Raw genomic sequence first — 22,821 nt, forward strand, 5'->3', positions numbered from 1 at the left:
GATAATATTATTAAAATGGTAAACTGTTCTTCATTTCTTGGATTTGACTTAATACTTGTGGCCATGCAGCTACTAATACACCATCGATGAATCCTGGGTCATAATTCGAAATTGGTGTACCAACTGGGTAATAACCTTTAGCACTAACCACCATTTGAATATCTTCTTCAGTTACACCGTTTTGTAGCATTAAATCTCTTAATGCTGGTGGAATGGATGGATCTAATTGAATTGTTGTATTTTGTGCAACTGGTTCGTTTTGAATAGGTTGTACCGGTTCTTGTTGAATTGGTGGTTGTACTGGTTCTTGTATTGGTTGCTGTGCTTGTTCAGGTGGCATCGTTGACCTAGTATTTACTTGTGTTGGATCTTGCATTGATTGTTGAGGTACTTGTGGCATAGGTTGTCCATAGTTTTGTTGTTGTATTGGTTGTTGTATTTGTGTTGTACCTGCAAATATATGAGCTATATATGAGTAATCTAAAGGAATCTCATCAGGTAAACCTTGTCGGTTTTTTGCGTCCCATGCTGGATTATGCGTCGTGTAAATTACCCTTGCTCCACCTTGACCTTTGAATTTTTTACCTTTTTCATCTGCTGCAATACTAAAAGTTTTATAGTTTAGGAATAACACCATGTCGGCCCATTCTTTTACTAATGCAGCTGTTTTTGCAGTTGTCTTATTTCCTAACTTCAGTTCCCATCTATCATAAGCACCCATTTCGTCTGGTTGCTCAAATTTCACGATTTTTGCATGAGCTGTTAAAACAACATGTATACCAATTTCGATTAAATCCGATAACTTGTTTAGGAATTTCCCAAATTCCTCTTCTAATTGAATAAAACCTTCACCATAACCAAAATTAGTAATACTTTTTTTATTTGCTCGATTTGTGATAAATTCAATTGCTAATCGTTCTGCCCAGTCAACTGTATCAATGACAAGCGTTTTATAATTTTGTGTTTTTACCCAATCAATTTGTTGATACAATTCCATCCAACTCGAAGGACGTTTTAAACGATTAACATCTAATTCTGTCGTAGATCCTTCCGTATCAATAAAAATTGGATTAGGAAGTTGAGCAGCTAAAGAAGATTTTCCTATTCCCTCTGGACCATAAAATACTGCTTTTTTCGCTTTATTCATTTTCCCAGTAATCACTTCAAACATTAGAATTCACCTGGCTTCCATTGTTTTTGCGGAGCTACTTCTTGTTGTGGTGCTTCTTGTATTAACGATTGACCAACGACGTAGCCATCTTCAATGATGATGCTACATTCATCACCAGTACTCACTCGAGTGGCAATAGCTTGTAAGTTTTCACGTTCTAACCATTCGCCAAATTCTTTTAGTGTTGCTAGATCCATTTGCTCTAATTTGTCGATTAAAACAAAACCACAATCTGGTTTCAATTTACGTACAATCGCTGTTGCTACTTTTAATTGTTCAGCGCCCGACATGTTATCCCATTTTTGACCGTTGTAGACAAGCTCACCATCTTGCACAGATAGTCCAGAAAGTGGTAAGTTTGCATTTTGCAGTAAGTCTGTTTTCTGCTTACGTACTTCTTCAATTTGTTTCGTAAGCTCATCATATTGAGCTTGATAATTTCGCGCATCTTCTTCTGCTTTTTCTTTGTCTAAGTTAGCACGTACTTTCCGATTGATTTCTTCAATTTCTTGAATATTGCGTTCAAGTTCTTCTGTTGATTCATCATGTAAATCAATTGCGGATTTTTTAGCTATTTCTACATCGTTTGCTAGTTGTCCAAGTTTCATCTCTGCTTCTGTTAATAATTGTTTTAAACGTTCAACTTCTTGTGCTTGCAATTGATATTGTCGTTCTAAATATGATAGTTGTTCACGTTTCCGTTGATTTTCACCATTACGTGCTAAAATCGCTTGTTGTTGCTGAATTAAATCTGAAATTGATATTGGCTCTTTTGGGACATTTGGATATTCAGGCATTTCTTTCGCGAATTTCATTTTTTGGTCTGCAATTTGACCAATCGCATGACGTTGGTTATAAATTTCTTTTTCTTTTTTTTCAAGTTCATATAATTTATCACCAACTCCGATTATTTGAAGTAAAATATTCGCTTTTTCTTTACTTGTGGAATTCATAAACTTTGGTAAATTAATAGCCAATTCTTCTACAAAGCTATTTAGTAATTGTTGGCCAGCTTTTTGACCGTTTGGATCAATGACTTTTAAATCTGAATTTTTTCCTTTTCGTTCAACAATTAAGCCGTTTGATAATTGAACTTTTAAGTACGGATTAGACATACTACCTTCACGATTTGGTTGGGAAGGACGATAAGAATTACCGCCCAACGCCCACGCGATTGCATCTAGTACACTTGTCTTTCCTTGTCCGTTATTACCGCCAACAATTGTTAATCCAGTTGGAGATGGCTCTATTTTGACAGCTTTGACACGTTTGACATTTTCAATTTCGAGTTTATTAATCTTAATTGCCATTTCAGTTAACTCCTTTCAGTTTGAAGATTAATGACTTTTTTACGATTTAATTCTTGTTCGATTACATCGACTGGTTCACCAACATCGGTTCTTTGGACCATGTTGTCATCAAAGTATGTTTGTCCTGGTACTTTAGATTTCAGTTCTTTTGCTTCCACAATTCCGCTTGTTATATCTCGTCCAGTAAGCACCGTTGTAGAAACCGATGTAACATCAGCTAATTTTGTAGTAAAATCACTAGTCACAGTTACTGTTTGACGATTTTCGTCTGGTGTAAATGTGAGTTTAATTGTGATTGTACGTTTAGCTGTTGCGTTGGTGTTTTTATCATGGATGTTGTCGAATACTTTCTTAAGCTCATAATCTAACTTTTCTTGAATAGCACCATTAGACAATTCAGAAAGTGGTAAATCAATTTGTTTACTCATCAGCATCATCCTCCTGAATGTTTAACCCTTTACGTGTAAGTTGATGGATCGTGTTGTAAGTTGGGTTAAATGTAGTTAAACCTTTTGTGATTTTATGAATTTCTTTCAGCGCATCGAGCATGTCCACAAGACGTTGTTTAGGTATGGTTACAGTTTCTTTTTCCAATGGATCAACCTCCTGTGCTATACTTAATTTGATCAACTTTCTTTATGGCCTTTTATCAGTTGCCGCTGATAATGGGCTTTTATTTTGCTTTTAATACTTTTACATTTAGATGCTCTAATAAGTAGTCATCAATGTTTTGCGATAACACAATATCTTCACCAAATTTAAAAAACACATCACCAGGAAGAATTTCAGTTCCGAAAACATCTTCTGTAGGATAATCATCGACTTGGGTAAACATCATATCATTCATGACTTCACACTCTTTTTCAGTTCGTTTAGTAAATACTTCGCACTTTCAGGACTTAACACTAAGCGACCGTCAAGCAAACTAATATTGTCGTCATTTACTTCCCCAGTAACAAAACAAGATTTTGCAGCTGTATATTTTTTAAGAACGATTTGTTTACCATCAACAAAAATTTCAACTGGATCCTTTTCATTAATTTGAAGAGTGCGACGTAATTCCATCGGAATCACTATTCTCCCCAACTCATCAACTTTACGGACGATACCTGTAGATTTCATTAAAATTACCCCCTATTTAATTTTGTATGGCATACCATATTCTTTTCTCACATCCTCCCTAGTCATCCCATGTACCATTTTGCAATGTGCTTTTGTGATAATGTTTCCAGCATGAGTACAACCAGGAACTGGACATTTTAGCAAAACAGTTGATGACCAATTGGCAGCGCGTTTAATAGTTCATCACCCCCTTTAGTTGATACAACAACCAAATAATTAAACTACTTAGAGCCATTGATAGAATGATAGATATAAGAAAACGTGGCCAAACTTTATTCTTCATCAGATTCACCGCGTTCATAACGCTCCATCATATATTCAACAGTGACGATACTTCTTAAATTCGTTGAGTACTCAACAGATTCAAGTTTTGTACTTAGATCGCCGTCGCTGATGTACTGTAGTAGCGATTGAGTCATTTGGTTTCACCTCCTTAAAACCAAAAGAAGCCCTAAAGGGCAGCTGGATCATATTCCCGATCAATGCGCTCGTGAAGTTCTTTTTTGAAGCGAATTAGTTCGTCATGCATGCTTCGGTCACGGGTTTTTACAACTGCTGCAACCATACGCGTATAGAACACAACTGCTTCGTCAAGCGTTTTGAAGTCATACGCACTTGGTAATGACATCTTGTTTCACCTCCTTTTTCTTCACACGTGCTTCAAACCCTGCGTACAACGGCCATCCGTCGCTAGACATGGTATTTCGCGCTTGGTCATATGTGATTGTGTGATATTGATTGCCTGCAAACACTTCGATGACATATGACTCATCAAGTACGATTTCACCGTGTTTCGTCTCAAGCGAAACAGTGTCACCGTCTACAATAAGTGTGCCGAGCGTATAGTTTTCAAGAAACGCGTCAATTTCACGCGTTGTGCGTTTGATATGCTCGCTGAGCATTTGCGGTCACCTCCCGAAAATCAAATGAAAATTATCATCCAAAAACTTTGCCATTTTGGTAGCGTGAAAACTCCATTTTTCACCGCGAACTTTTGGGTAATAAACAAACCCACCGTTTTCAACGTCTAGGATTTTGCGGAATTTTGAAGGATAAAGAATGTTTTCTTTTATCCACTCATGCTTTTTTTTAATACGTTTTTCCAAATCTTCCATTGACCAAAAAACACCGCTAAGTCGCTCTTGCTCTAATACCTCTAACTCTGATTTTTTAATCAGAACATAGTCAGATGGAATGTTAATGATAACTTCAGCTTTAATTTGCTGTGTCAACATAAACCACCATCTTTCATACAAAAATTTCTTTTGTTGACATTTTGGAAACATCATTCGTAAAAAAAATATATATTTTTTCGGGACCAATACCTAATTTTTTTGTAATTTTTGAAAAATCTTCTACAGTAATCGGTATTTTTCCATTTTCTTTTTTAGAATAGGCACCCTTTGATATACCTAGTTCTTTTGCCATTTCTTCAACAGTCAATCCTCTTGCAATTCGTTCGCCTTTCAGACGATTGTAATTAAACTTCATTTATTTTCCTCCCTTCGTCATTTATTGATAAAAGAATAACATCTTGTTTCCTATACGTCAACGTTTTGCACTAATTAAGTCGAAAATTGGTAATAAAGATTTACTATTGTTTCCTATAAGGAAACTATATATAATGTAGTTGAGGAGGATGTTAAAAAAATGAACTCATTTGAAGTTGCAAAGAGAATTGAACAAATAGCTAAAAATAAAGAAATTAGTGGGGCTGAATTAGCTAGAAGAGTTGGAACTGATAGAAGTACTATTAATCGATATTTCAAAGGTTCGAGAAAAATTCCAATGGATGAGATAGCTAAATTTGCTGAAGCTTTAGGAGTGGATCCCGTTGAACTTCTAATCGGAAAAGAGGAATTAACAAAAATAAAAAACATTTATCCGATTGAAGAAAAAGTTAAAATTCCTGTGATTGGTAAAATAGCATGCGGTGAACCAATCTTAGCTCAAGAAAACGTTGAAGATTATATTTATAAAGCTCCTGATAATCTACCAAGTGGGGATCTATTTGCACTAATAGCAAAAGGAGATTCGATGGAACCTACAATTCCGAACGGAGCCATTGTATTAATTAGAGTTCAGCCTGACGTTGAATCTGGCGAAATTGCAGCTGTATTAGTAAATGGAGATGAGGAAGCTACATTAAAAAGAGTTAAAAAATCCGGGAATTCTATTTGGTTGGTACCGGATAATCCAAAATATGAATTCAAACAAGTTACTAAAGATTACCCAGCTCGAATTATTGGGAAAGCGATATCTTATGAAAAAAAATTATAAAGACTAAGTTATCCACTTAGTCTTTTTTATTCAAAAAAGGAGGTAAATTCATGGCAAGTTTCCAAAAACGAGGTAAGACATGGCAATATACGATAAGTCGTTATGTAGACGGTAAATTGAAGCCGATACGTAAGGGAGGATTTCGCACAAAAAAAGAAGCTATGGAAGCAGCTGCCGAAGTTGAATATATGTTAAAAAAAGGAATGGTTATGCAAGTCAAAGATGTTGGTTTTGCGGAGTATTTTGAGAATTGGGCACATTTGTATAAAAATGGAAAACATAAAAACACATTCAAAAGATATCTAAATTCAGTGGAAACAGTTAAACAATATTTTAAAGATATACCAATACAAAAAATTACTCGACAAACGTATCAAGAATTTTTGAATTGGTATGGAGAAGGAAGATCTAAAGAAACTGTTCGGAAATTGAATACTCACATCCGCAGTTGTGTAAAAGATGCTATTGATGATGGTTTAATTACGATTGATTTTACTCGCAAAGCAGAATTTAACGCATCAAAACAACCAAAGAAAAGTAGTGAAAAACACTTGAATTTCATGGATAGTTTGCGACTTTACCGTTATTTGATGAAGAAAGTCAAAACAGCCAATACTAACACTCCGCATTTGCTTTTATTAGCGCTTGTGTCCGGAATGCGATACGGCGAATTAGTTGGATTGACAAGGGATTGTTTTGATTTCGAAAATAATACAATTTATATTTATCGAGCGTGGGATTATAAAGACGGTGAAGGATTTATCGATTTAAAAAACACATCATCCGAAAGAAGAATTGGCATTGATCCAATGGTGATGAAAATATTTAAAGAGCATTTTGAAAATAATCAACCAACTTATAACGGGATTGTGTTTTTTAGGCCAACAAAATCGAAAACATTAACAAGCGAAGCAGCAAACAAAGCACTTAAAAAAATGTTGGATGAATTAAATATTGAAACGAAAATATCTATGCATGGACTACGCCACACTCATGCGAGCGTACTTCTTTATAAAGGTGTAAGTATCCAATCTGTATCAAAACGTTTGGGACACGCAAGCATCGAAACAACATACGATTATTACACTCACATCATTAAAGAATTAGAAGAAAGGGATGAAAAAGTTGCGGTCAATTTATATGCGGTTAATGTGTAATATTTGTGTAATGTTTAAAAAAATCCGTTCGTATTCAATCGATTTCAGAGAAAAATAAAAATTCCCAAAAACTTTATATATCAAGGTTTTTGGGCTTCTGATAAGTTGATTAAACTTATCTAAAATTGTTTAAGTAGCGTCCCAGGAGGGATTCGAACCCCCGACCGACGGCTTAGAAGGCCGTTGCTCTATCCAGCTGAGCTACTGAGACATTTTGTTTTCCCAAAGGACAATATTTATTATATTAGCGTAGTGTGAAAATGTCAACGGGTTTTTAAAAATTTTTTCAACTAATTTTCACACTACGAACCATTTTACAATTCTTCCAATGGATACTCTTTTTGAAATATTTCTTCCCCTTGATCCGTATACGCAGTAACTTTCCAAATTGAATCATTATACTCTAACACTGCGTAACTCTTTTCATCAATGCCCCGAGGCTTTAACAAGCTCCCGGGATTTACAAACAGAATATTGTCTATCAATTCTGCACCAAGTAAATGGGAATGTCCAAACAACACTGCATCTGCTTCTACTTCCTTTGCACGATAAAACAGATTCATGGTTGTCGACTTTACATTTAATAAATGTCCATGCGTTACATACACTTTTTTATTCTCAATTTCAAACTGCAATTCTTCAGGAAACCGGCTATCCCGGTCACAATTGCCGCGAACTCGCTTTACTCCTTCTAGATATGGGTGTTGATAATCTAGTTCGCTATCCCCACAGTGAATGACCACATCCACTCCTGGATGTCGCTCCTTAACTACTTGTATGATTTCTGCATCCCCATGGGTATCACTCATCACTAATAATTTCATTGTCTCCACCCTTATTTTTTACTTTGCATCCAAGTAATGAAAAATATGCCTAATAAAAATTTTAATAAAATCTGCTTGAAATGTAAAAGGTTAATTGCTGACAAAATACGACTTGCTGTTTTACTTAATGTACACAAGTAAATCTTTGTTTCGCATATCATTAAATAATTGCAACATTTGCTTAAATACTTGTGACTAAAATACTCGCAACTTTATCCTAAATAAAAAAGAGGCTGCTTGAGCCCCTTTACTTTAAGCTTTTTTCACAAATTCAGATTTTAACTTCATTGCACCAAAACCATCAATTTTACAATCGATGTTGTGATCTCCCTCTACCAACTTAATGTTTTTTACTTTAGTGCCAATTTTTAATGTGGAAGAACTTCCTTTTACTTTTAAATCTTTAATGATTGTCACTGTATCGCCATCTTGTAAAAGATTGCCGTAAGCATCTTTTACTACCAAGCCTTCCTCTTCAGTAAGATCGTTTTCAGTCCATTCATGAGCGCATTCTGGACAAATAAATACGTTTCCATCTTCATACGTATATTCTGAATTACATTTTGGACAGTTTGGTATCATTTCTTTTTCCTCCATATTTACATCATTACCTACTACTATAATGAAGTCTTAACGAGATTTCAAATGTTTATGGAAATTTTCAAACTGTCCACTTTATTTTAATACATTCGGCAACTCTTCTGTTAACTTCCGAATCGCATTTCCTCGGTGGGAAATTGCACCTTTCTCTTCTGGTGTAAGTTCTGCCATAGTACGACCTAATTCTGGTACGTAAAAGATTGGATCGTAACCAAAACCATTAGTACCTCTTTTTTCGTGTAAAATTCTGCCTTCACATGCGCCTAAGAATGTTCTCGTTTCGATGTTTGGACCGCTAATAGCGATGGCACAAACGAAGCGTGCTGTGCGCTCTTCATCCGGAATCCCTTGCATTTTTTCAAGCACTTTTTGAATATTTGCTTCATCATCATGATCTCCCGCATAACGGGCGGAAAATACCCCTGGTTCACCGCCTAAAGCATCGATTGCCAAACCGCTATCATCCGCAATAACGAGTTTACCAAGGGCTTGTGAGAGGGCTTCTGCTTTTAATATTGCGTTTTCTTCAAAGGTTGTACCTGTTTCTTCAATTTCCATATCACTCGCTATATCTAGCATTGTTACAACCTCATAATGAAGCGGCTTGAAAATCGCTTCAAAATCTTTTGCTTTTCCTCTATTTTTCGTTGCAATTACAACTTGTTTCATCATTCTTTTGACTCCCCAACTTCTAGAATGAATTTTGCATCTTCACCAAGTACGGACTTTTGTATTTCAATTAATTCTCGAATTCCTTTTTCACCGAGAGCAAGCAACGTATTTAATTCTTCTCGAGAGAATGTCGCTTCCTCCCCAGTACCTTGTATTTCAACGAATCTGCCGCTTCCAGTCATTACTAGATTCATATCTACCTTTGCTTGAAAATCCTCTGAATAATTTAAATCTAAAACCGCTCCAATCGGTTCTACAAATCCGACACTTGTTGCTGCTAAAAAATCAGTAACTGGAAACTTTTCAAATGGAGATTCTTTATAGCGCTTTGCAAGAGCTTGTGTTAATGCAACGAACGCCCCAGTAATAGAAGCTGTTCTTGTTCCTCCATCTGCTTGTATAACGTCGCAATCAATCCAGATAGTCCGCTCTCCAAACGCTTCTAAATCAACAACTGCCCGCAATGCTCGTCCAATTAAACGTTGAATCTCCATCGTACGTCCACCGATTTTACCTCGTGAAGATTCACGGATAGTACGTTCTTGCGTTGCTCTTGGCAACATGGAATATTCTGCAGTAATCCAACCTTTTCCTTGCCCACGCAGAAAGCTAGGAACTTTCTCTTCTATCGTAGCTGTACAAATTACTTTTGTATTACCTACTTGAATTAAAACAGATCCTTCTGGATGAATTAAATAATCTGTTTCGATTGTTACAGGTCTTAATTGATTTACTTCTCTTCCATCTACTCGCATGTACTTTCCTCCTACAAATAATCGCACAATATATTAACATACATTTTCTCCAGAAAAAAGTCATTGCACATTTTTGAAACTTTTTTGGCATACAATCTTTATAGCTTGTAGCACTGTACTACAAGTAAAAAAGCTCGAAAAGTGCCTTTCGAGCTTTCTTCATGTCTCATGCAATTCGGTATAACCGAATGATTTTGCTGCTTGATGTACCGAATCGCATGAGACTCAAAATGATTTGAGCATCATGGATTTTTTGAGTTGTTAAAATTGAATTTTTCTTACATCTAAGTGTTTCATTTCTAACCAATTTTCAGCAATTGTACGGAAAATGGGCACCGAGCCGGTCACATAGAAAATATGATGTGGTTTATGATTTTCATTTCGGAGTAAGTGATGTTTTGTTAATAGCTCTTTTACTTCTTTTGCAGTTTCTTCTGCTGATGATAAAACAGTTACATTAGGTCCAACTACCTTTTCGATATGATGTTGAATCATCGGATAGTGAGTACAACCTAAAATGACTGTGTCAAAACTTTTATTTTCAAGCGGCTTTAATCCATTCGCTACAAGGTCGAATGCAAATTGTCCTTCATATTCTCCACTTTCAACTAGCGGTACAAATGTCGGACACGCAAGAGGAATAATTTTCGCCTCCGTATTTAAAGCAAGCAGTGCACGTTCATATGCGCCACTTTTAATTGTTCCTTCTGTTGCAAGAACCACAATTCGATTGTGCTTCGTTTTTTTTACAGCTGCTCGGGCTCCCGCATTAATGACGCCCACTACTGGAATTGAGAGCTGTTCTCTTAAAACATCTAATGCTACTGCTGTTGCCGTATTACATGCGATAACAAGCAGTTTTATATTCTGTTTTTCCAACGCTTTTGCTAACTGTATAGTAAAGGCGAGAACCTCTCCACTTTTTCGTGGGCCATAGGGGCACCTTGCAGTATCGCCAATGTAATAAATCGTTTCCTTTGGCAAAACTTTGATGATTTGTTTTGCAACAGTTAAGCCGCCTACTCCTGAATCGATAACGCCTATTGGGGCATTCACTTATACCGCCTCTATCCTATTTCATTTGTATGATATATTATTATCTATTCTATTTTGACCTAATTCTTTACTAAGTTCAATGATTCTTTTATTCCATACAATTGAACAGGAAAAGACAGTTTTTTATTTGAATCCCCTCATGTTAAACATCGCGCCATTGATCCATGCAACTGTCCGATTGTTGTAATTGTAAATCAGATAATCATTGACATTTTTTGAATAAGTATTTTTCATCAATAATACGATTGTAGCCTTTTAAAATTCATTTTAGGATTTAAAGCCACTATCTTTAATCGATTAATGCAATGAAAGCTCGTCAAGTCTTAGCAATTCAATCAGTGCCTGTGACCTACTAGAAACGCCCAGTTTTTGAATTGTGTTTGAAATATGGTTACGCACCGTTTTTTCGCTTATGCCCAACTTTTGTGAAATTTCTTTTGTGGAATAATCTAAAATTAATAATTGAAATATTTCCCGCTCTCTTTTCGTTAAAAGCGAACGATGCTGCGGGCTACTCATAAGGCAACACCCTCCTATCTCCTCTCTATGTAAAGTATGTCATGAGGGTGGAGGCTGTGAGGGCATTTTAACTATTTCCCATATAATATTACTTTTTGTTCTTCAGTCCAGCGATGAGGTTTACCAGTTTCTTTATTGATTTGCACTAAAGCCCCTCTGCCAGTTAAAACGATTTCATCTTTTTCATTTTTTACCATGTAGTGAAGATCTAGAGAGGAGTTTCCAACCCGTGCTGTTTTTACATAAATTCGCAGTTTTTCTCCGTAATAAACTTGTTTTAAATAGTCGCATTGCAAATCTGCCGCAACTGGAATACATTGCTCATCTTGTGAACCCCAATTGTTCTTCACATTCAACCATTTAAAATATTCAATGCGTGCATGTTCAAAATATGAAAATGGTACTACATTATTTAAATGGCCATACATATCAACATCTGAAAAACGAACAATCTCTTCCGTGTAAAATGTAAATTCCTTCTCCCATTGTTCAAAATCTTCAATATACATTTCTTTCATTTTCCCATCCCCTTTAACCAAAGTTTTATTTATATAATAAATATTATACAATAGTAGATTCAACGAGGAAATGAATGAAAATGTCGAATATTGGAAGGGGATGACGATGGATTTTTTTATTGAAAGAGGATTCGCAATGCAACTGTACAGAAATAAACTGCTTACTATACTATGCAGCATCATGAAAATTGGATAATTGTTCTATAAAAAAATTAAAAACAGCCAAAATCGATAAACGATTTTGACTGCTTCTAAAACATATTAGTCTACCATATGGTCAGAACCGAAGAATTTGCGGAACATGTGTACAGTCGTTGCTCTGTTTAATGATGCAATAGAAGTTGTTAAAGGAATTCCTTTTGGACAAGCAGCTACACAGTTTTGAGAGTTACCGCAGTTTGCAAGTCCGCCTTCACCCATAATTGCATCTAAACGTTCGTCTTTGTTCATTGCACCTGTTGGATGTGTATTGAATAAACGTACTTGAGAAAGTGGTGCTGGACCGATGAAGCTAGATTTCTCAGAAACGTTTGGACAAGCTTCGAAACAAACACCACAAGTCATACATTTTGACAATTCGTATGCCCATTGACGTTTGCGTTCAGGCATGCGTGGACCTTCTCCTAAATCGTAACTTCCGTCAATCGGAATCCACGCTTTTACTTTTTTCAATGCGTTGAACATACGGCTTCGGTCAACTTGTAGGTCACGAACAACTGGGAAAGTTTTCATTGGTTCTAAGCGAATTGGTTGTTCAAGTTGATCAACTAACGCAGAACATGATTGGCGTGGACGGCCATTAATTACCATCGAACAAGCACCACAAACTTCCTCTAGACAGTTCATGTCCCAAGTAACTGGTGTTGTTGGTTTTCCATCAGCAGTCACTGGATGTTGACGAATGTACATCAATGCAGAGATTACGTTCATACCTGGACGGTAAGGTACTTCGAATTCTTCCCAACGGCTTGCACCATTTGGATTATCTTGACGTAAAATTCTAAATCTTACTGTTTTTCCAGTTTCCACTTGTTGTGTAGTCACGATTAATTACCTCCTTTCGAAGAGTAGTCACGTTTACGAGGCGGAATTAATGAAACGTCTACTTCTTGGTAAGTAATAATTGGCTCACCTGTAGATGAATCAAATTTCGCCATAGTTGTTTTTAAGAAGTTTTCGTCGTCACGTTCTGGGAATTCTGGTTTATAGTGTGCACCACGTGACTCGTTACGTAATAACGCACCTTTAGTAATTACTCGTGCAAGATATAGCATGTTTTTCAATTGACGAGTAAAGTGTGCACCTTGGTTGCTCCATTTTTGAGTATCGTGGATGTTAATGTTTTCCCAACGCTCTAACATGTCACCAAGTGTGTCATATGTTTTTTGTAGGCGATCGTTGTAACGTACAACTGTTACGTTGTCAGTCATCATTTCGCCTAGTTCTTTGTGAAGTAAATATGCGTTTTCATTACCTTTGTCCATTTTTAGGATGTTATCCCATTTTTGTTGTTCTTGTTTTACATAAGAATCATATAGAGATTGTGGTAAATCTTCCGCATGTTTTGTTAAGCCTTGCATATATTTAACTGCGTTAGGTCCTGCAACCATACCGCCATAAATCGCAGAAAGTAATGAGTTAGCACCTAAGCGGTTTGCACCGTGTTGTGAATAGTCACATTCACCAGCAGCAAACAGACCAGGAATTTCAGTCATTTGATCATAGTCAACCCATAATCCACCCATTGAGTAGTGAACAGCTGGGAAAATCTTCATTGGTACTTTACGTGGATCGTCACCAACGAATTTTTCGTAGATTTCGATGATACCACCAAGTTTAATGTCTAATTCATGTGGATCTTTATGAGATAAGTCTAGATATACGATGTTTTCACCATTGATACCTAATTTTTGGTTTACGCATACGTCGAAGATTTCACGTGTCGCAATGTCACGTGGTACTAAGTTACCGTATGCAGGATATTTTTCTTCTAAGAAGTACCATGGTTTACCATCTTTATATGTCCAAATACGTCCACCCTCACCGCGAGCAGATTCACTCATTAAACGGTTTTTGTCATCGCCAGGAATTGCTGTTGGGTGAATTTGGATGAACTCACCATTTGCATATGAAGCACCTTGTTGATAAACAATTGATGCTGCAGAACCAGTATTGATTACTGAGTTTGTTGATTTACCGAAGATGATACCAGGACCACCTGTTGCCATAACTACAGCATCAGAGCGGAATGCTTTAATTTCTGATGTGCTTAAATCTTGTGCTACGATACCACGGCAAACTCCTTCGTCATCAAGAACGATTCCAAGGAATTCCCAGTGTTCGTATTTTGTAACTAAACCTTCTACTTCGTAACGACGAACTTGTTCGTCAAGCGCATATAATAATTGTTGACCTGTTGTCGCACCTGCAAATGCAGTACGGTGATGCAATGTACCACCGAAACGACGGAAGTCAAGTAGACCTTCTGGAGTACGGTTGAACATAACTCCCATACGGTCGAACATGTGAATGATACCAGGTGCTGCTTCACACATGGCTTTTACTGGTGGTTGGTTCGCTAAGAAGTCTCCACCATAAATTGTATCGTCAAAGTGGATCCACGGAGAATCCCCTTCACCTTTTGTATTTACTGCACCATTAATTCCACCTTGTGCACAAACTGAGTGTGAACGTTTAACAGGAACTAATGAGAATAGTTCTACTTCAGTACCCATTTCGGCTGCTTTCATCGTTGCCATTAGACCAGCTAAGCCGCCACCAACAACGATTAATTTCTTTTTGGCCATGATTATTTCTCACTCCTCTTTTCTAATTGGACGTTCTATCTATGCTTGTATCATACGAATGCTAGAATTGCAGATACACCGATAATGCTTAAGATGACGAAAAATGCCATTGTAATCCACGTAACTACTTTTTGAGAATGTGTTGATTGTGTGATACCCCAGCTTACGAAGAATGACCATAAACCGTTAGATAAATGCAATGTAGCGGAAAGGATACCCACAATGTAGAATCCTAACATCCATGGATTTGCAACGATTTTTTCCATCATTTCAAAACTTACTTCCGCACCAAATGCTTTTTGGATGCGAGTTTGGAACATGTGCCAAGCAATGAAGATTACTAGGAACACACCAGTAAGTCGTTGCAATAAGAACATCCAGTTACGGAATGTACTGAAGCGCTTATTGTTTGGTGTTGCTGTAAAGGCAATATAAATTCCATATAAACCGTGGAACAGAATAGGAATGTAGATAACAATCCACTCAATAAGTAATAATAGTGGACCTGGAATATAATCCATTACTCCTGTTGCACTGTTATATGTCTCTTCTCCCCCTGTTGCAGTAAAGTTTAGAGACAAGTGGAACACTAAAAATAGCCCTACAGGAATAACACCAAGTAAAGAATGTAGTCGGCGCCAGTAAAACTCATTTTTTGCCAAGACTGATACCCCCTTAAATGATAGAAATAAGTAGTCAATAAGTCGTCACAAATTGTAAACGCTTTATGCATTGACTGTTTTATTCATAATGGTACAATATTATGACAAGTTCATTGTACCCCCACGAACTATTACCGTCAAGGTTAGTTGTGCATATTTATTTTCCGAAATTTGTCTAATATTCGCTATAAAACCTTCTATTTTTTCTCTATTATGTTATTTTTCTCTATTTTAACTTTTTTCGAATTCTCTGTTGTTAAAAAAGAAATATTCTAGAAAGAGGTTCCTATTATATGTCATTGTCGAAAGATTCGTTTCCTTTATTTGGATACGAACTGCTAAGAGATTATTTAGTGCCATCCATTTTAGGAAAGCATGAAAAAGATATTCTATATTGGGCAGGAAAAGATTTAGCTCGCAAATTTCCATGCACCGATATTCCTTTAATCATTTCCTTTTTTAAAGATGCCGGATGGGGTGATCTTACCCTTGAAAAAGAAATGAAAGACGGATTTGTGTTTAGTTTGACGAATGAACCGGAGTTGCTAAAGATTAATGAAAGAAATTTTCGCTTAGAAGCTGGCTTCATTGCCGAACAAATCCAAAACTTTAAAGGTGTTTTGACGGAATGCTATGAAGAGAAAAAAGAAAAACAACTAGAAGTAATTTTTACAGTAAAGATGGATTTACAAGAAAAAATTGAACGCTAAGGGGCTTTATTCGCCCCTTTTTATACCCATTCCTCAGCAAGATTAAATTCATCATGCAGTGCATTTGCTGCACGAATCATATCATCTTGTGGCACAACGACAGATACTTTAATTTCAGATGTAGAAACCATTTTAACAGGGATATTTTCTTGACATAAGCGTGCGAACATGCGGCCTGCTACCCCTGGATTGGAAACCATGCCCGAACCCACGATTGACACTTTCGCTAAACCAACTTCAAAATCAGCAAATTGAAAACCTAACTCCTCTTTATGTTCTTCAAGCACTTTTACCGCATTAGCTAAATCCTCTTTTACTATTGAAAACGATATTGTCGGTTTTACTTCACTCATAACAGATTGTACAATAATATCTACGTTGACATGATGCTTTGCTAGGGTATTAAACAAGTTGGCAAGGGAAGATTTTTCTAGTATTTCATATCCAACAGTAAAGCGAATAATATCTGTTTCATAGGCGACACCACGAACAATTAAATTTCTCTCCATTTCAATCTCTCCCTTAATCAATGTACCTCGAAGATTTTTCGTACTCGAACGAACAACAATTGGTATATCAAATTTTTTTGCTAATTCGACCGCTCTCGGATGAACAATTTTCGAACCTAAATAAGATAATTCTAACATCTCATCATATGTAATATCTTTCAATTTACGAGCCTGTTGAACTACATTAGGATCTCCTGTATATACCCCGTCAAGATCCGTATAGATTTCCACGCGTTCTGCATCAATGCTTTTTGCAATCGCTACCGCTGTTGTATCAGTCCCTCCAGCACCGAGAAGGGTGATGTTGCCCTCATCATCAACACCTTGTCCGCCTGCGACTATGACTATTTCGCCTTTTTTAAAATGCTCAATAATGACATTACCATCGATTTGATGTATGCGAGCATTTCCTACTGATTTTCTTGTTGTTTTCATGCCAAGTTGCCAGCCTGTAAGGGAAACAGCTCTAAAGCCTCTTTTTTGAATAGCAATGGAAAGCAAACTGCTTGCAATTTGATTATTGGTAGAATGGATTGCGTCTAACTCTCTTTCGGATGGTGCATCCGATAAAGAGTAAATAATTTTTTCCAAACCCTCATTTACAGGTGGAGAGGATGGAACGACTGCTACTACATTGCGTCCAAACTTCTTCTCTTCGATGAGTCTTTTTGCTATTTCTCCAATGTTTTCAGATGATGATAGATTCCATTCATCCAACTTCACTACAATATTAATCATCGCTACACTCCCCTTATTTTCATAAGCCATGAAATGAAGTTTCCGAATCTTATATAATTAAAGAAAAAAGCAACTCTTCACAAAGGATGGTGAAAAGCTGCCTCAATTTTCAGAAAACACTTTATGAGATAGCTCTCCAGAACCATTTAGATTCTGACAATCTTGCATTTCTTCAATGCAAAACCAGCCAGTAAACTGGAACAAGCAAATTTACCGCTTCGGCAATCTCCCCTTTCCCTAACCTTCTTCAGACTTGTTCCTCTCCTCCAGTTAGGTACTCATGAATCTCGCACCTCTATCTATATCTAAACTTATTTACTTTTAAAATTACATTATCATACAGTTATTCCTTTGGCAATGTGTCATTATGGAAATACTGATAGATTGTTTCTGCAACCACTTTTGGCATTTTCGCTTCCATTAATTCTTCCACAGAAGCCTGTTTGATTTTTTTCACTGAACCAAAATGACTCAGTAATTGTTTCTTACGTTTTGGACCGATTCCTTCAATTTCATCAAGGACAGAGCGTAAAGCGTTCGTTTGATGTTGTTGCCGCAAAAATGTAATAGCGAAGCGATGGACTTCATCTTGAATTCGCTGAAGCAAGTAAAAAGCATCACTTGTTTTTTTCAGCGGAATCGACATAGGTGGTTCCCCGTATAATAGTTCAGATGTTCGATGCTTCTCATCTTTTGCTAGTCCTGCAATGGGAATTGATAATCCAAGCTCATCTTCCAACACTTCTCGTGCAACTTCAATTTGCCCTTTACCACCGTCAACAATAATTAGATCAGGAAGCGGCAATTGTTCTTTTAATACACGGGTATAGCGCCTGCGAATCACCTCTTGCATCGCTCCATAGTCGTCATGTTTCGCCGTATTTTTTAATTTATATTTGCGATATTCTTTTTTTGCCGGCTTTCCATTAATAAATACGACCATTGCGCTAACAGGATCTGCTCCATGCATGTGGCTGTTATCAAAGGCTTCAATTCTATAAGGCGTTTCAATATTTAGAGCCTCACCTAATTGTTGACAAGCGCCAATTGTCCTCTCTTCCTGGCGTTCAATTAATTGGAATTTTTCTTCGATTGCAAGCATTGCATTTTTCTTTGCTAAATCCACCAGTTCTTTTTTTGTGCCACGTTTTGGCACCAATACTCTTATATTTAATAATTTTTCTAAAATGCTTTTATCAATTGTTTCTGGAATCAATATTTCTTTTGGCTTTAAATGTTCTGTATCATAGAAACGCCCTACAAAAGTTAAAAATTCCTCTTCCGGATCACGGTAAATAGGAAATACAGAAACATCTCTTTCAATTAATTTTCCTTGTCGAACGAAAAAGACTTGAACACACATCCACCCTTTTTCAACTGCATATCCAAATACGTCCCGGTTCGTTTGGTCTCCTGAAACGATTTTTTGCTTTTCCATAACCGTTTCGATATATTGAATTTGATCTCGATATTCCTTTGCTCTTTCAAATTCAAGCTTTTCCGCAGCCTCCATCATTTTTTTCTCTAATTCTTTTTTTACTTGTTCATGGCCGCCATTTAAGAATTTTATGATGTCATTTGTCATTTCTTCAAAAATTTTCGGATCTATATCTTTAACACATGGAGCTAAACATTGCCCCAAATGATAATACAAACAAACTCGATCTGGCAGTCGGTTGCATTTTCTTAATGGATAGATGCGGTTGAGGAGCTTCTTTGTTTCATTCGCGGCAGATACATTCGGATAAGGTCCAAAATATTTAGCTTTGTCTTTTTTCACTTTTCTTGTCGTAATAATTCTTGGATAAATTTCATTGGTAATTTTAATATAAGGATAACTCTTGTCATCCTTTAACATTACGTTATATTTTGGATCATATTGTTTGATTAAATTGAGCTCCAAAATTAAAGCCTCTAAATCACTTGAAGTAACAATATATTCAAAATCTTCTATTTCACTAACTAGCAGTTGAGTTTTACCATCATGGGAACCAGTAAAATAGGATCGAACTCTATTTTTTAAGACTTTTGCCTTTCCGACGTAAATAACCGTTCCTTGTCGGTCTTTCATTAAGTAGCATCCAGGCAAATCTGGTAACAGCGCCAATTTATTTTGAATTGTTTCATTCATGGAGTATCACCTTACATTTAATCAACCTACTTTAACTCTATTATACGAATATCTTAAAGCAAAAATCGATAAGTTTTCTTTTAAATCAATAATCATATCCAAAATAAAAAATCGAGCACAAACAAATTCTTTGTGCTCGGTTGAATATTATTTATTGTTGTTGATGAATTCAACTAATGCTTCTTTTGGTTGGAAGCCAACAGTTTTTGCAATTAATTGGCCATCTTTAAATAAAAGCAAAGATGGAATCGACATAATTTGATATTCAGCAGCTGTTGCTGGATTGTTATCAACATCAACTTTTACAATTTTCACTTCTGAACCCATTTCGGCATCGAGTTCTTCTAATACAGGTGCAATCATTTTACAAGGTCCACACCAAGCTGCCCAGAAATCTACTAATACTAAACCAGAAGAGATTTCTTGTGAAAAGTTTTGATCAGTAGCATGTACAATTGCCATTTATAAAATGCCTCCTTAATGTAACATCTTTTAGTAGTATAGCACGTTAAAAATTCAAAGGGTAGTAAAGTGTTTTAAGAAATTAAAATCCGTTCATCTAACATACAAATTCTTTTAATGATTTACTTTTTCACAAAAAATAACCACATCTCTGAGATTTGAGATGTGGTGAGGAGATTGCCAGTTTTAGATTTTAAGAATTTACTTTTAATGCTTTAATTTCTTCAATTAATAACGGAACGACTTCAAATAAGTCGCCGACAATTCCATAATCAGCAACTTTGAAAATGTTTGCTTCAGGGTCTTTGTTAATTGCAACAATTACTTTTGAGTTAGACATACCTGCTAAGTGCTGAATTGCGCCAGAAATACCACACGCGATATATAAATCTGGTGTTACCACTTTACCTGTTTGACCAATTTGCATTGCATAATCGCAATAACCCGCATCACAAGCACCACGGGAAGCACCTACTGCACCGCCCAGTAAGTTAGCAAGCTCTCTTAATGGTTCAAATCCTTCTGCTGATTTTACACCGCGACCGCCAGACACGATTACTTTCGCTTCAGATAAATCAACACCTGTTGTTGCATTGCGAACAACTTCTTTTACAATCGTACGCAAGTTTTTAATATCTACAGATACAGATTGAACGTCTCCTGTGCGGCTTTCATCTCGATCAAGTGGCGCAATATTGTTAGGACGAACTGTCACGAACACGAATCCTTCTTTAATTTTTACTTTTTCAAAAGCTTTACCTGAGTAAATTGGACGAATAAATAGTGCATCATCACCTGTTCCTTCAATCTCTGTTACATCTGAAATCAATCCAGCTTGCAGGCGAGATGCCACTTTAGGTGATAAATCTTTACCTAAAGATGTATGCCCAATAACGATTCCTTCAGGTTTTTCTTGTTCCACAAGAGCTAATAAAGCTTGGCTGAAGCCATCTGAAGTATATGTTTTTAAATGTGGATGTTCCACAACGAGCGCTCGGTCAGCTCCATATGCAATTAATTCCTTTGCAAGATCTGCTACTTGATCGCCAAATAACGCGCCTACAACTTCTCCACCATCTGCGATTTGCTTTGCTGCAGCAATTGCTTCAAATGAAACATTACGTAAAGCACCGTCACGTACTTCTCCTAATACCAATATTTTTTTTGCCATTGTTTTCCCTCCATTACCGTACGAATCTAATGAAATCTAATACTCTTCAATCCATTCTAATTGTTCAGAAAATTTAAATCACTTTTGCTTCCGTATGAAGTAAATTTACTAATTCTTTCACTTGGTCTTTTAGTTCTCCTTCTAAGATGCGACCAGCAGATTTTTGTGGTGGTAAAAATACTTCCACTGTTTCAATTTTTGTTTCAACATCATCTTCATCGATGTCTAAATCATCTAATTCTAACTCTTCAAGCGGTTTTTTCTTCGCTTTCATAATACCTGGTAAAGAAGGATATCTCGGTTCATTCAATCCTTGTTGAGCTGTAACTAATAAAGGCAAGCTCGTTTCTATAATTTCAGAATCTCCTTCAACGTCACGAACAACTTTCACGTTATTTCCATCAATTTCTAATTTTGTAATCGTTGTTACATAATTAATGCCTAATAAATCAGCAACTCTTGGTCCAGTTTGACCAGAACCACCATCAATTGCAACATTTCCTGCCAAGATTAAATCTGGCTCTTTGTCTTTTAAATATTCAGCGAGAATATAAGCTGCACCACTGTGGTCTAGCTCGTCCAAATCATCTTCTGTATTGATTAAAACCGCTTCATCAGCACCCATTGCAAGAGCCGTGCGCAGTTGTTTTTCCGCTTCTTCATTGCCGATGGAGATTACCGTTACTTTTCCACCATGTTGATCTCTTACTTGAATTGCTTCTTCAATGGCATATTCATCATATGGATTGATAATGAATTCAGCGCCGTCTTCTTGAATTTTTCCATCTTGAATGACGATTTTTTCTTCTGTATCAAAAGTGCGTTTCATTAATACGAAAATGTTCATGTAAATTACCTCCTAAAAATTATTTGCCACTAAAAGTAGGTTGGCGTTTTTCAATAAATGCTTGAATTCCTTCTTTTGCATCTTCCGAATTAAATACAAGGCCGAATTGCTCTGCTTCCGCTTTGATTCCTTCTTCGAATGATTTCTTACTGTATTGTAATGCATGAATAGCAGCTTTTAATGAAACCGGGCTCTTTTTGGCAATTTTTTTCGCCAATTCTAATGCTTGCGGTAAAAGTTCTTCTTGTGGTACAGCCTTATTTGCTAGCCCCCATTGTACGGCCTCTGCCCCTGAAATCGGCTCTCCTGTAAAAATCATTTCAGCAGCCTTTGCTAATCCGACATATCGCGGTAATCTTTGTGTTCCACCAAATCCAGGAATAATTCCAAGATTTAATTCAGGAAGACCCAACTTCGCGTCTTCAGCGACATATCGAATATGGCAACTCATCGCAAGTTCCAATCCACCGCCAAGTGCGGCACCATGAATTGCTGCGATGACAGGTTTTGGGAAAGATTCCAAGCGATCAAAAGCAGCTTGTCCATTTTCTGCGAGATTTACTGCCTGTTGTTCAGAAGAAACATCTGTGAACTCTTTAATATCAGCTCCTGCTGAAAAGAAACGTCCTTCACCGTGAAGTAAAACAACTCGAACATCATTATTATGTTCAACTTCAGTCATCAATTCGTCTAATTCACGGATTAGCTGTTGTGCTAGTGCATTTGCTGGCGGACGATTGATTGTTACAATCGCAACACCGTCTTCTGCTCTCCATTTTAGAAATTCCATGAAGACACTC

At 36.6% G+C, this 22,821-nt stretch carries 30 protein-coding genes, 1 tRNA gene and 1 riboswitch; of the genes, 3 read left to right on the plus strand and 28 right to left on the minus strand.

The window, feature by feature from the left end:
- Positions 1-10 precede the first annotated feature (10 nt).
- The 11 genes from NST98_RS05700 to NST98_RS05750 form a co-directional block, all read right to left on the minus strand.
- Positions 11-1,171, minus strand: a complete 1,161-nt coding sequence (locus NST98_RS05700) for an ATP-binding protein (protein WP_340709588.1) — start codon at positions 1,169-1,171, stop codon at positions 11-13.
- On the minus strand, positions 1,171-2,481 hold the full coding sequence (locus NST98_RS05705) for an AAA family ATPase (RefSeq protein ID WP_340709589.1): 1,311 nt from the start codon (positions 2,479-2,481) through the stop codon (positions 1,171-1,173). The genes NST98_RS05700 and NST98_RS05705 overlap by 1 nt, the downstream gene beginning before the upstream one ends.
- A 5-nt stretch (positions 2,482-2,486) precedes the next feature.
- Positions 2,487-2,909: a replication terminator protein gene (locus tag NST98_RS05710; RefSeq protein WP_340709590.1), complete on the minus strand. Its 423-nt coding sequence runs from the start codon at positions 2,907-2,909 to the stop codon at positions 2,487-2,489.
- Positions 2,902-3,075, minus strand: coding sequence for a hypothetical protein (locus NST98_RS05715; RefSeq protein ID WP_340709591.1), 174 nt, complete (start codon positions 3,073-3,075; stop codon positions 2,902-2,904). Before NST98_RS05715 ends, NST98_RS05710 begins: the two co-directional genes overlap by 8 nt.
- A 79-nt stretch (positions 3,076-3,154) precedes the next feature.
- Positions 3,155-3,328: a YqaI family protein gene (locus NST98_RS05720; protein WP_340714667.1), complete on the minus strand. Its 174-nt coding sequence runs from the start codon at positions 3,326-3,328 to the stop codon at positions 3,155-3,157.
- Positions 3,325-3,603, minus strand: a complete 279-nt coding sequence (locus NST98_RS05725) for an AbrB/MazE/SpoVT family DNA-binding domain-containing protein (RefSeq protein ID WP_340714668.1) — start codon at positions 3,601-3,603, stop codon at positions 3,325-3,327. The genes NST98_RS05720 and NST98_RS05725 overlap by 4 nt, the downstream gene beginning before the upstream one ends.
- A 272-nt stretch (positions 3,604-3,875) precedes the next feature.
- Positions 3,876-4,022: a hypothetical protein gene (locus tag NST98_RS05730; RefSeq protein ID WP_340714669.1), complete on the minus strand. Its 147-nt coding sequence runs from the start codon at positions 4,020-4,022 to the stop codon at positions 3,876-3,878.
- Between the two features lie 32 nt (positions 4,023-4,054).
- Positions 4,055-4,231 (minus strand): hypothetical protein, encoded by a 177-nt coding sequence (locus NST98_RS05735; RefSeq protein WP_340714670.1) that lies wholly within the window; start codon positions 4,229-4,231, stop codon positions 4,055-4,057.
- Complete coding sequence (locus NST98_RS05740; RefSeq protein ID WP_340714671.1) at positions 4,209-4,505, minus strand: hypothetical protein; 297 nt, start codon at positions 4,503-4,505, stop codon at positions 4,209-4,211. The genes NST98_RS05735 and NST98_RS05740 overlap by 23 nt, the downstream gene beginning before the upstream one ends.
- Before the next feature lie 6 nt (positions 4,506-4,511).
- Entirely contained in the window at positions 4,512-4,838 is a 327-nt protein-coding gene (locus tag NST98_RS05745) for a DUF771 domain-containing protein (protein ID WP_340715680.1), read from the minus strand.
- 13 nt (positions 4,839-4,851) lie between these two features.
- On the minus strand, positions 4,852-5,094 hold the full coding sequence (locus NST98_RS05750) for a helix-turn-helix domain-containing protein (RefSeq protein WP_340714672.1): 243 nt from the start codon (positions 5,092-5,094) through the stop codon (positions 4,852-4,854).
- A 159-nt stretch (positions 5,095-5,253) separates the two neighbouring features.
- Between NST98_RS05750 and NST98_RS05755 the strand changes: the two genes are divergently transcribed.
- Both NST98_RS05755 and NST98_RS05760 read left to right on the plus strand, forming a co-directional pair.
- The gene (locus NST98_RS05755) at positions 5,254-5,883 is read left to right on the plus strand and encodes a LexA family protein (RefSeq protein WP_340714673.1); all 630 of its coding nucleotides are present in this window, start codon (positions 5,254-5,256) and stop codon (positions 5,881-5,883) included.
- 50 nt (positions 5,884-5,933) lie between these two features.
- Complete coding sequence (locus NST98_RS05760; protein WP_340714674.1) at positions 5,934-7,040, plus strand: tyrosine-type recombinase/integrase; 1,107 nt, start codon at positions 5,934-5,936, stop codon at positions 7,038-7,040.
- Between the two features lie 137 nt (positions 7,041-7,177).
- Here NST98_RS05760 and NST98_RS05765 read toward each other — a convergent pair.
- The 11 genes from NST98_RS05765 to NST98_RS05815 all read right to left on the minus strand — a co-directional run bounded on the left by NST98_RS05765 (position 7,178) and on the right by NST98_RS05815 (position 15,453).
- Positions 7,178-7,251, minus strand: a tRNA-Arg gene (locus NST98_RS05765).
- Between the two features lie 103 nt (positions 7,252-7,354).
- Positions 7,355-7,864, minus strand: a complete 510-nt coding sequence (locus tag NST98_RS05770) for a metallophosphoesterase (RefSeq protein ID WP_340714675.1) — start codon at positions 7,862-7,864, stop codon at positions 7,355-7,357.
- Positions 7,865-8,116: 252 nt separating this feature from the next.
- Complete coding sequence (locus tag NST98_RS05775; RefSeq protein ID WP_340714676.1) at positions 8,117-8,446, minus strand: zinc ribbon domain-containing protein YjdM; 330 nt, start codon at positions 8,444-8,446, stop codon at positions 8,117-8,119.
- Positions 8,447-8,539: 93 nt separating this feature from the next.
- Positions 8,540-9,133, minus strand: a complete 594-nt coding sequence (locus NST98_RS05780; RefSeq protein WP_340715681.1) for an XTP/dITP diphosphatase — start codon at positions 9,131-9,133, stop codon at positions 8,540-8,542.
- On the minus strand, positions 9,133-9,891 hold the full coding sequence (gene rph / locus NST98_RS05785) for a ribonuclease PH (protein ID WP_340714677.1): 759 nt from the start codon (positions 9,889-9,891) through the stop codon (positions 9,133-9,135). The genes NST98_RS05780 and rph overlap by 1 nt, the downstream gene beginning before the upstream one ends.
- 261 nt (positions 9,892-10,152) lie before the next feature.
- A complete protein-coding gene (racE, locus tag NST98_RS05790; protein WP_340705317.1) occupies positions 10,153-10,947 on the minus strand; it encodes a glutamate racemase in 795 nt (264 codons plus the stop codon).
- 297 nt (positions 10,948-11,244) lie between these two features.
- Positions 11,245-11,466: a helix-turn-helix domain-containing protein gene (locus tag NST98_RS05795; protein ID WP_016837203.1), complete on the minus strand. Its 222-nt coding sequence runs from the start codon at positions 11,464-11,466 to the stop codon at positions 11,245-11,247.
- A 71-nt stretch (positions 11,467-11,537) separates the two neighbouring features.
- Positions 11,538-11,984, minus strand: coding sequence for an acyl-CoA thioesterase (locus NST98_RS05800; RefSeq protein WP_340705316.1), 447 nt, complete (start codon positions 11,982-11,984; stop codon positions 11,538-11,540).
- A 261-nt stretch (positions 11,985-12,245) separates the two neighbouring features.
- Positions 12,246-13,028: a succinate dehydrogenase iron-sulfur subunit gene (gene sdhB / locus NST98_RS05805; RefSeq protein WP_016837201.1), complete on the minus strand. Its 783-nt coding sequence runs from the start codon at positions 13,026-13,028 to the stop codon at positions 12,246-12,248.
- A gap of 2 nt (positions 13,029-13,030) precedes the next feature.
- Positions 13,031-14,791, minus strand: a complete 1,761-nt coding sequence (gene sdhA, locus NST98_RS05810) for a succinate dehydrogenase flavoprotein subunit (protein ID WP_340432737.1) — start codon at positions 14,789-14,791, stop codon at positions 13,031-13,033.
- Between the two features lie 50 nt (positions 14,792-14,841).
- A complete protein-coding gene (locus tag NST98_RS05815; RefSeq protein ID WP_016837199.1) occupies positions 14,842-15,453 on the minus strand; it encodes a succinate dehydrogenase cytochrome b558 subunit in 612 nt (203 codons plus the stop codon).
- A 293-nt stretch (positions 15,454-15,746) separates the two neighbouring features.
- On the opposite strand from NST98_RS05815, the gene NST98_RS05820 reads away from it, so the two are divergent.
- Positions 15,747-16,163, plus strand: coding sequence for a YslB family protein (locus NST98_RS05820; protein WP_340714678.1), 417 nt, complete (start codon positions 15,747-15,749; stop codon positions 16,161-16,163).
- A gap of 20 nt (positions 16,164-16,183) precedes the next feature.
- On the opposite strand, the gene NST98_RS05825 is transcribed toward NST98_RS05820, so the two are convergent.
- The 6 genes from NST98_RS05825 to NST98_RS05850 all read right to left on the minus strand — a co-directional run bounded on the left by NST98_RS05825 (position 16,184) and on the right by NST98_RS05850 (position 22,811).
- Positions 16,184-17,410: an aspartate kinase gene (locus tag NST98_RS05825; RefSeq protein WP_340714679.1), complete on the minus strand. Its 1,227-nt coding sequence runs from the start codon at positions 17,408-17,410 to the stop codon at positions 16,184-16,186.
- Positions 17,411-17,531: 121 nt separating this feature from the next.
- Positions 17,532-17,716: riboswitch (Lysine riboswitch) on the minus strand.
- A 37-nt stretch (positions 17,717-17,753) separates the two neighbouring features.
- Positions 17,754-19,541: an excinuclease ABC subunit UvrC gene (uvrC, locus tag NST98_RS05830; protein ID WP_340714680.1), complete on the minus strand. Its 1,788-nt coding sequence runs from the start codon at positions 19,539-19,541 to the stop codon at positions 17,754-17,756.
- 147 nt (positions 19,542-19,688) lie between these two features.
- Positions 19,689-20,003 (minus strand): thioredoxin, encoded by a 315-nt coding sequence (trxA, locus tag NST98_RS05835; RefSeq protein ID WP_016837195.1) that lies wholly within the window; start codon positions 20,001-20,003, stop codon positions 19,689-19,691.
- Between the two features lie 193 nt (positions 20,004-20,196).
- Positions 20,197-21,174: an electron transfer flavoprotein subunit alpha/FixB family protein gene (locus NST98_RS05840; protein WP_340714681.1), complete on the minus strand. Its 978-nt coding sequence runs from the start codon at positions 21,172-21,174 to the stop codon at positions 20,197-20,199.
- A gap of 73 nt (positions 21,175-21,247) precedes the next feature.
- Positions 21,248-22,021, minus strand: a complete 774-nt coding sequence (locus NST98_RS05845; protein WP_016837193.1) for an electron transfer flavoprotein subunit beta/FixA family protein — start codon at positions 22,019-22,021, stop codon at positions 21,248-21,250.
- Positions 22,022-22,040: 19 nt separating this feature from the next.
- Positions 22,041-22,811 (minus strand): enoyl-CoA hydratase, encoded by a 771-nt coding sequence (locus tag NST98_RS05850; protein WP_340714682.1) that lies wholly within the window; start codon positions 22,809-22,811, stop codon positions 22,041-22,043.
- Positions 22,812-22,821 lie beyond the last annotated feature (10 nt).

The organism is Ureibacillus sp. FSL W8-0352 (assembly GCF_038004345.1).
Taxonomy (GTDB): Bacteria; Bacillota; Bacilli; order Bacillales_A; family Planococcaceae; genus Ureibacillus; species Ureibacillus thermosphaericus.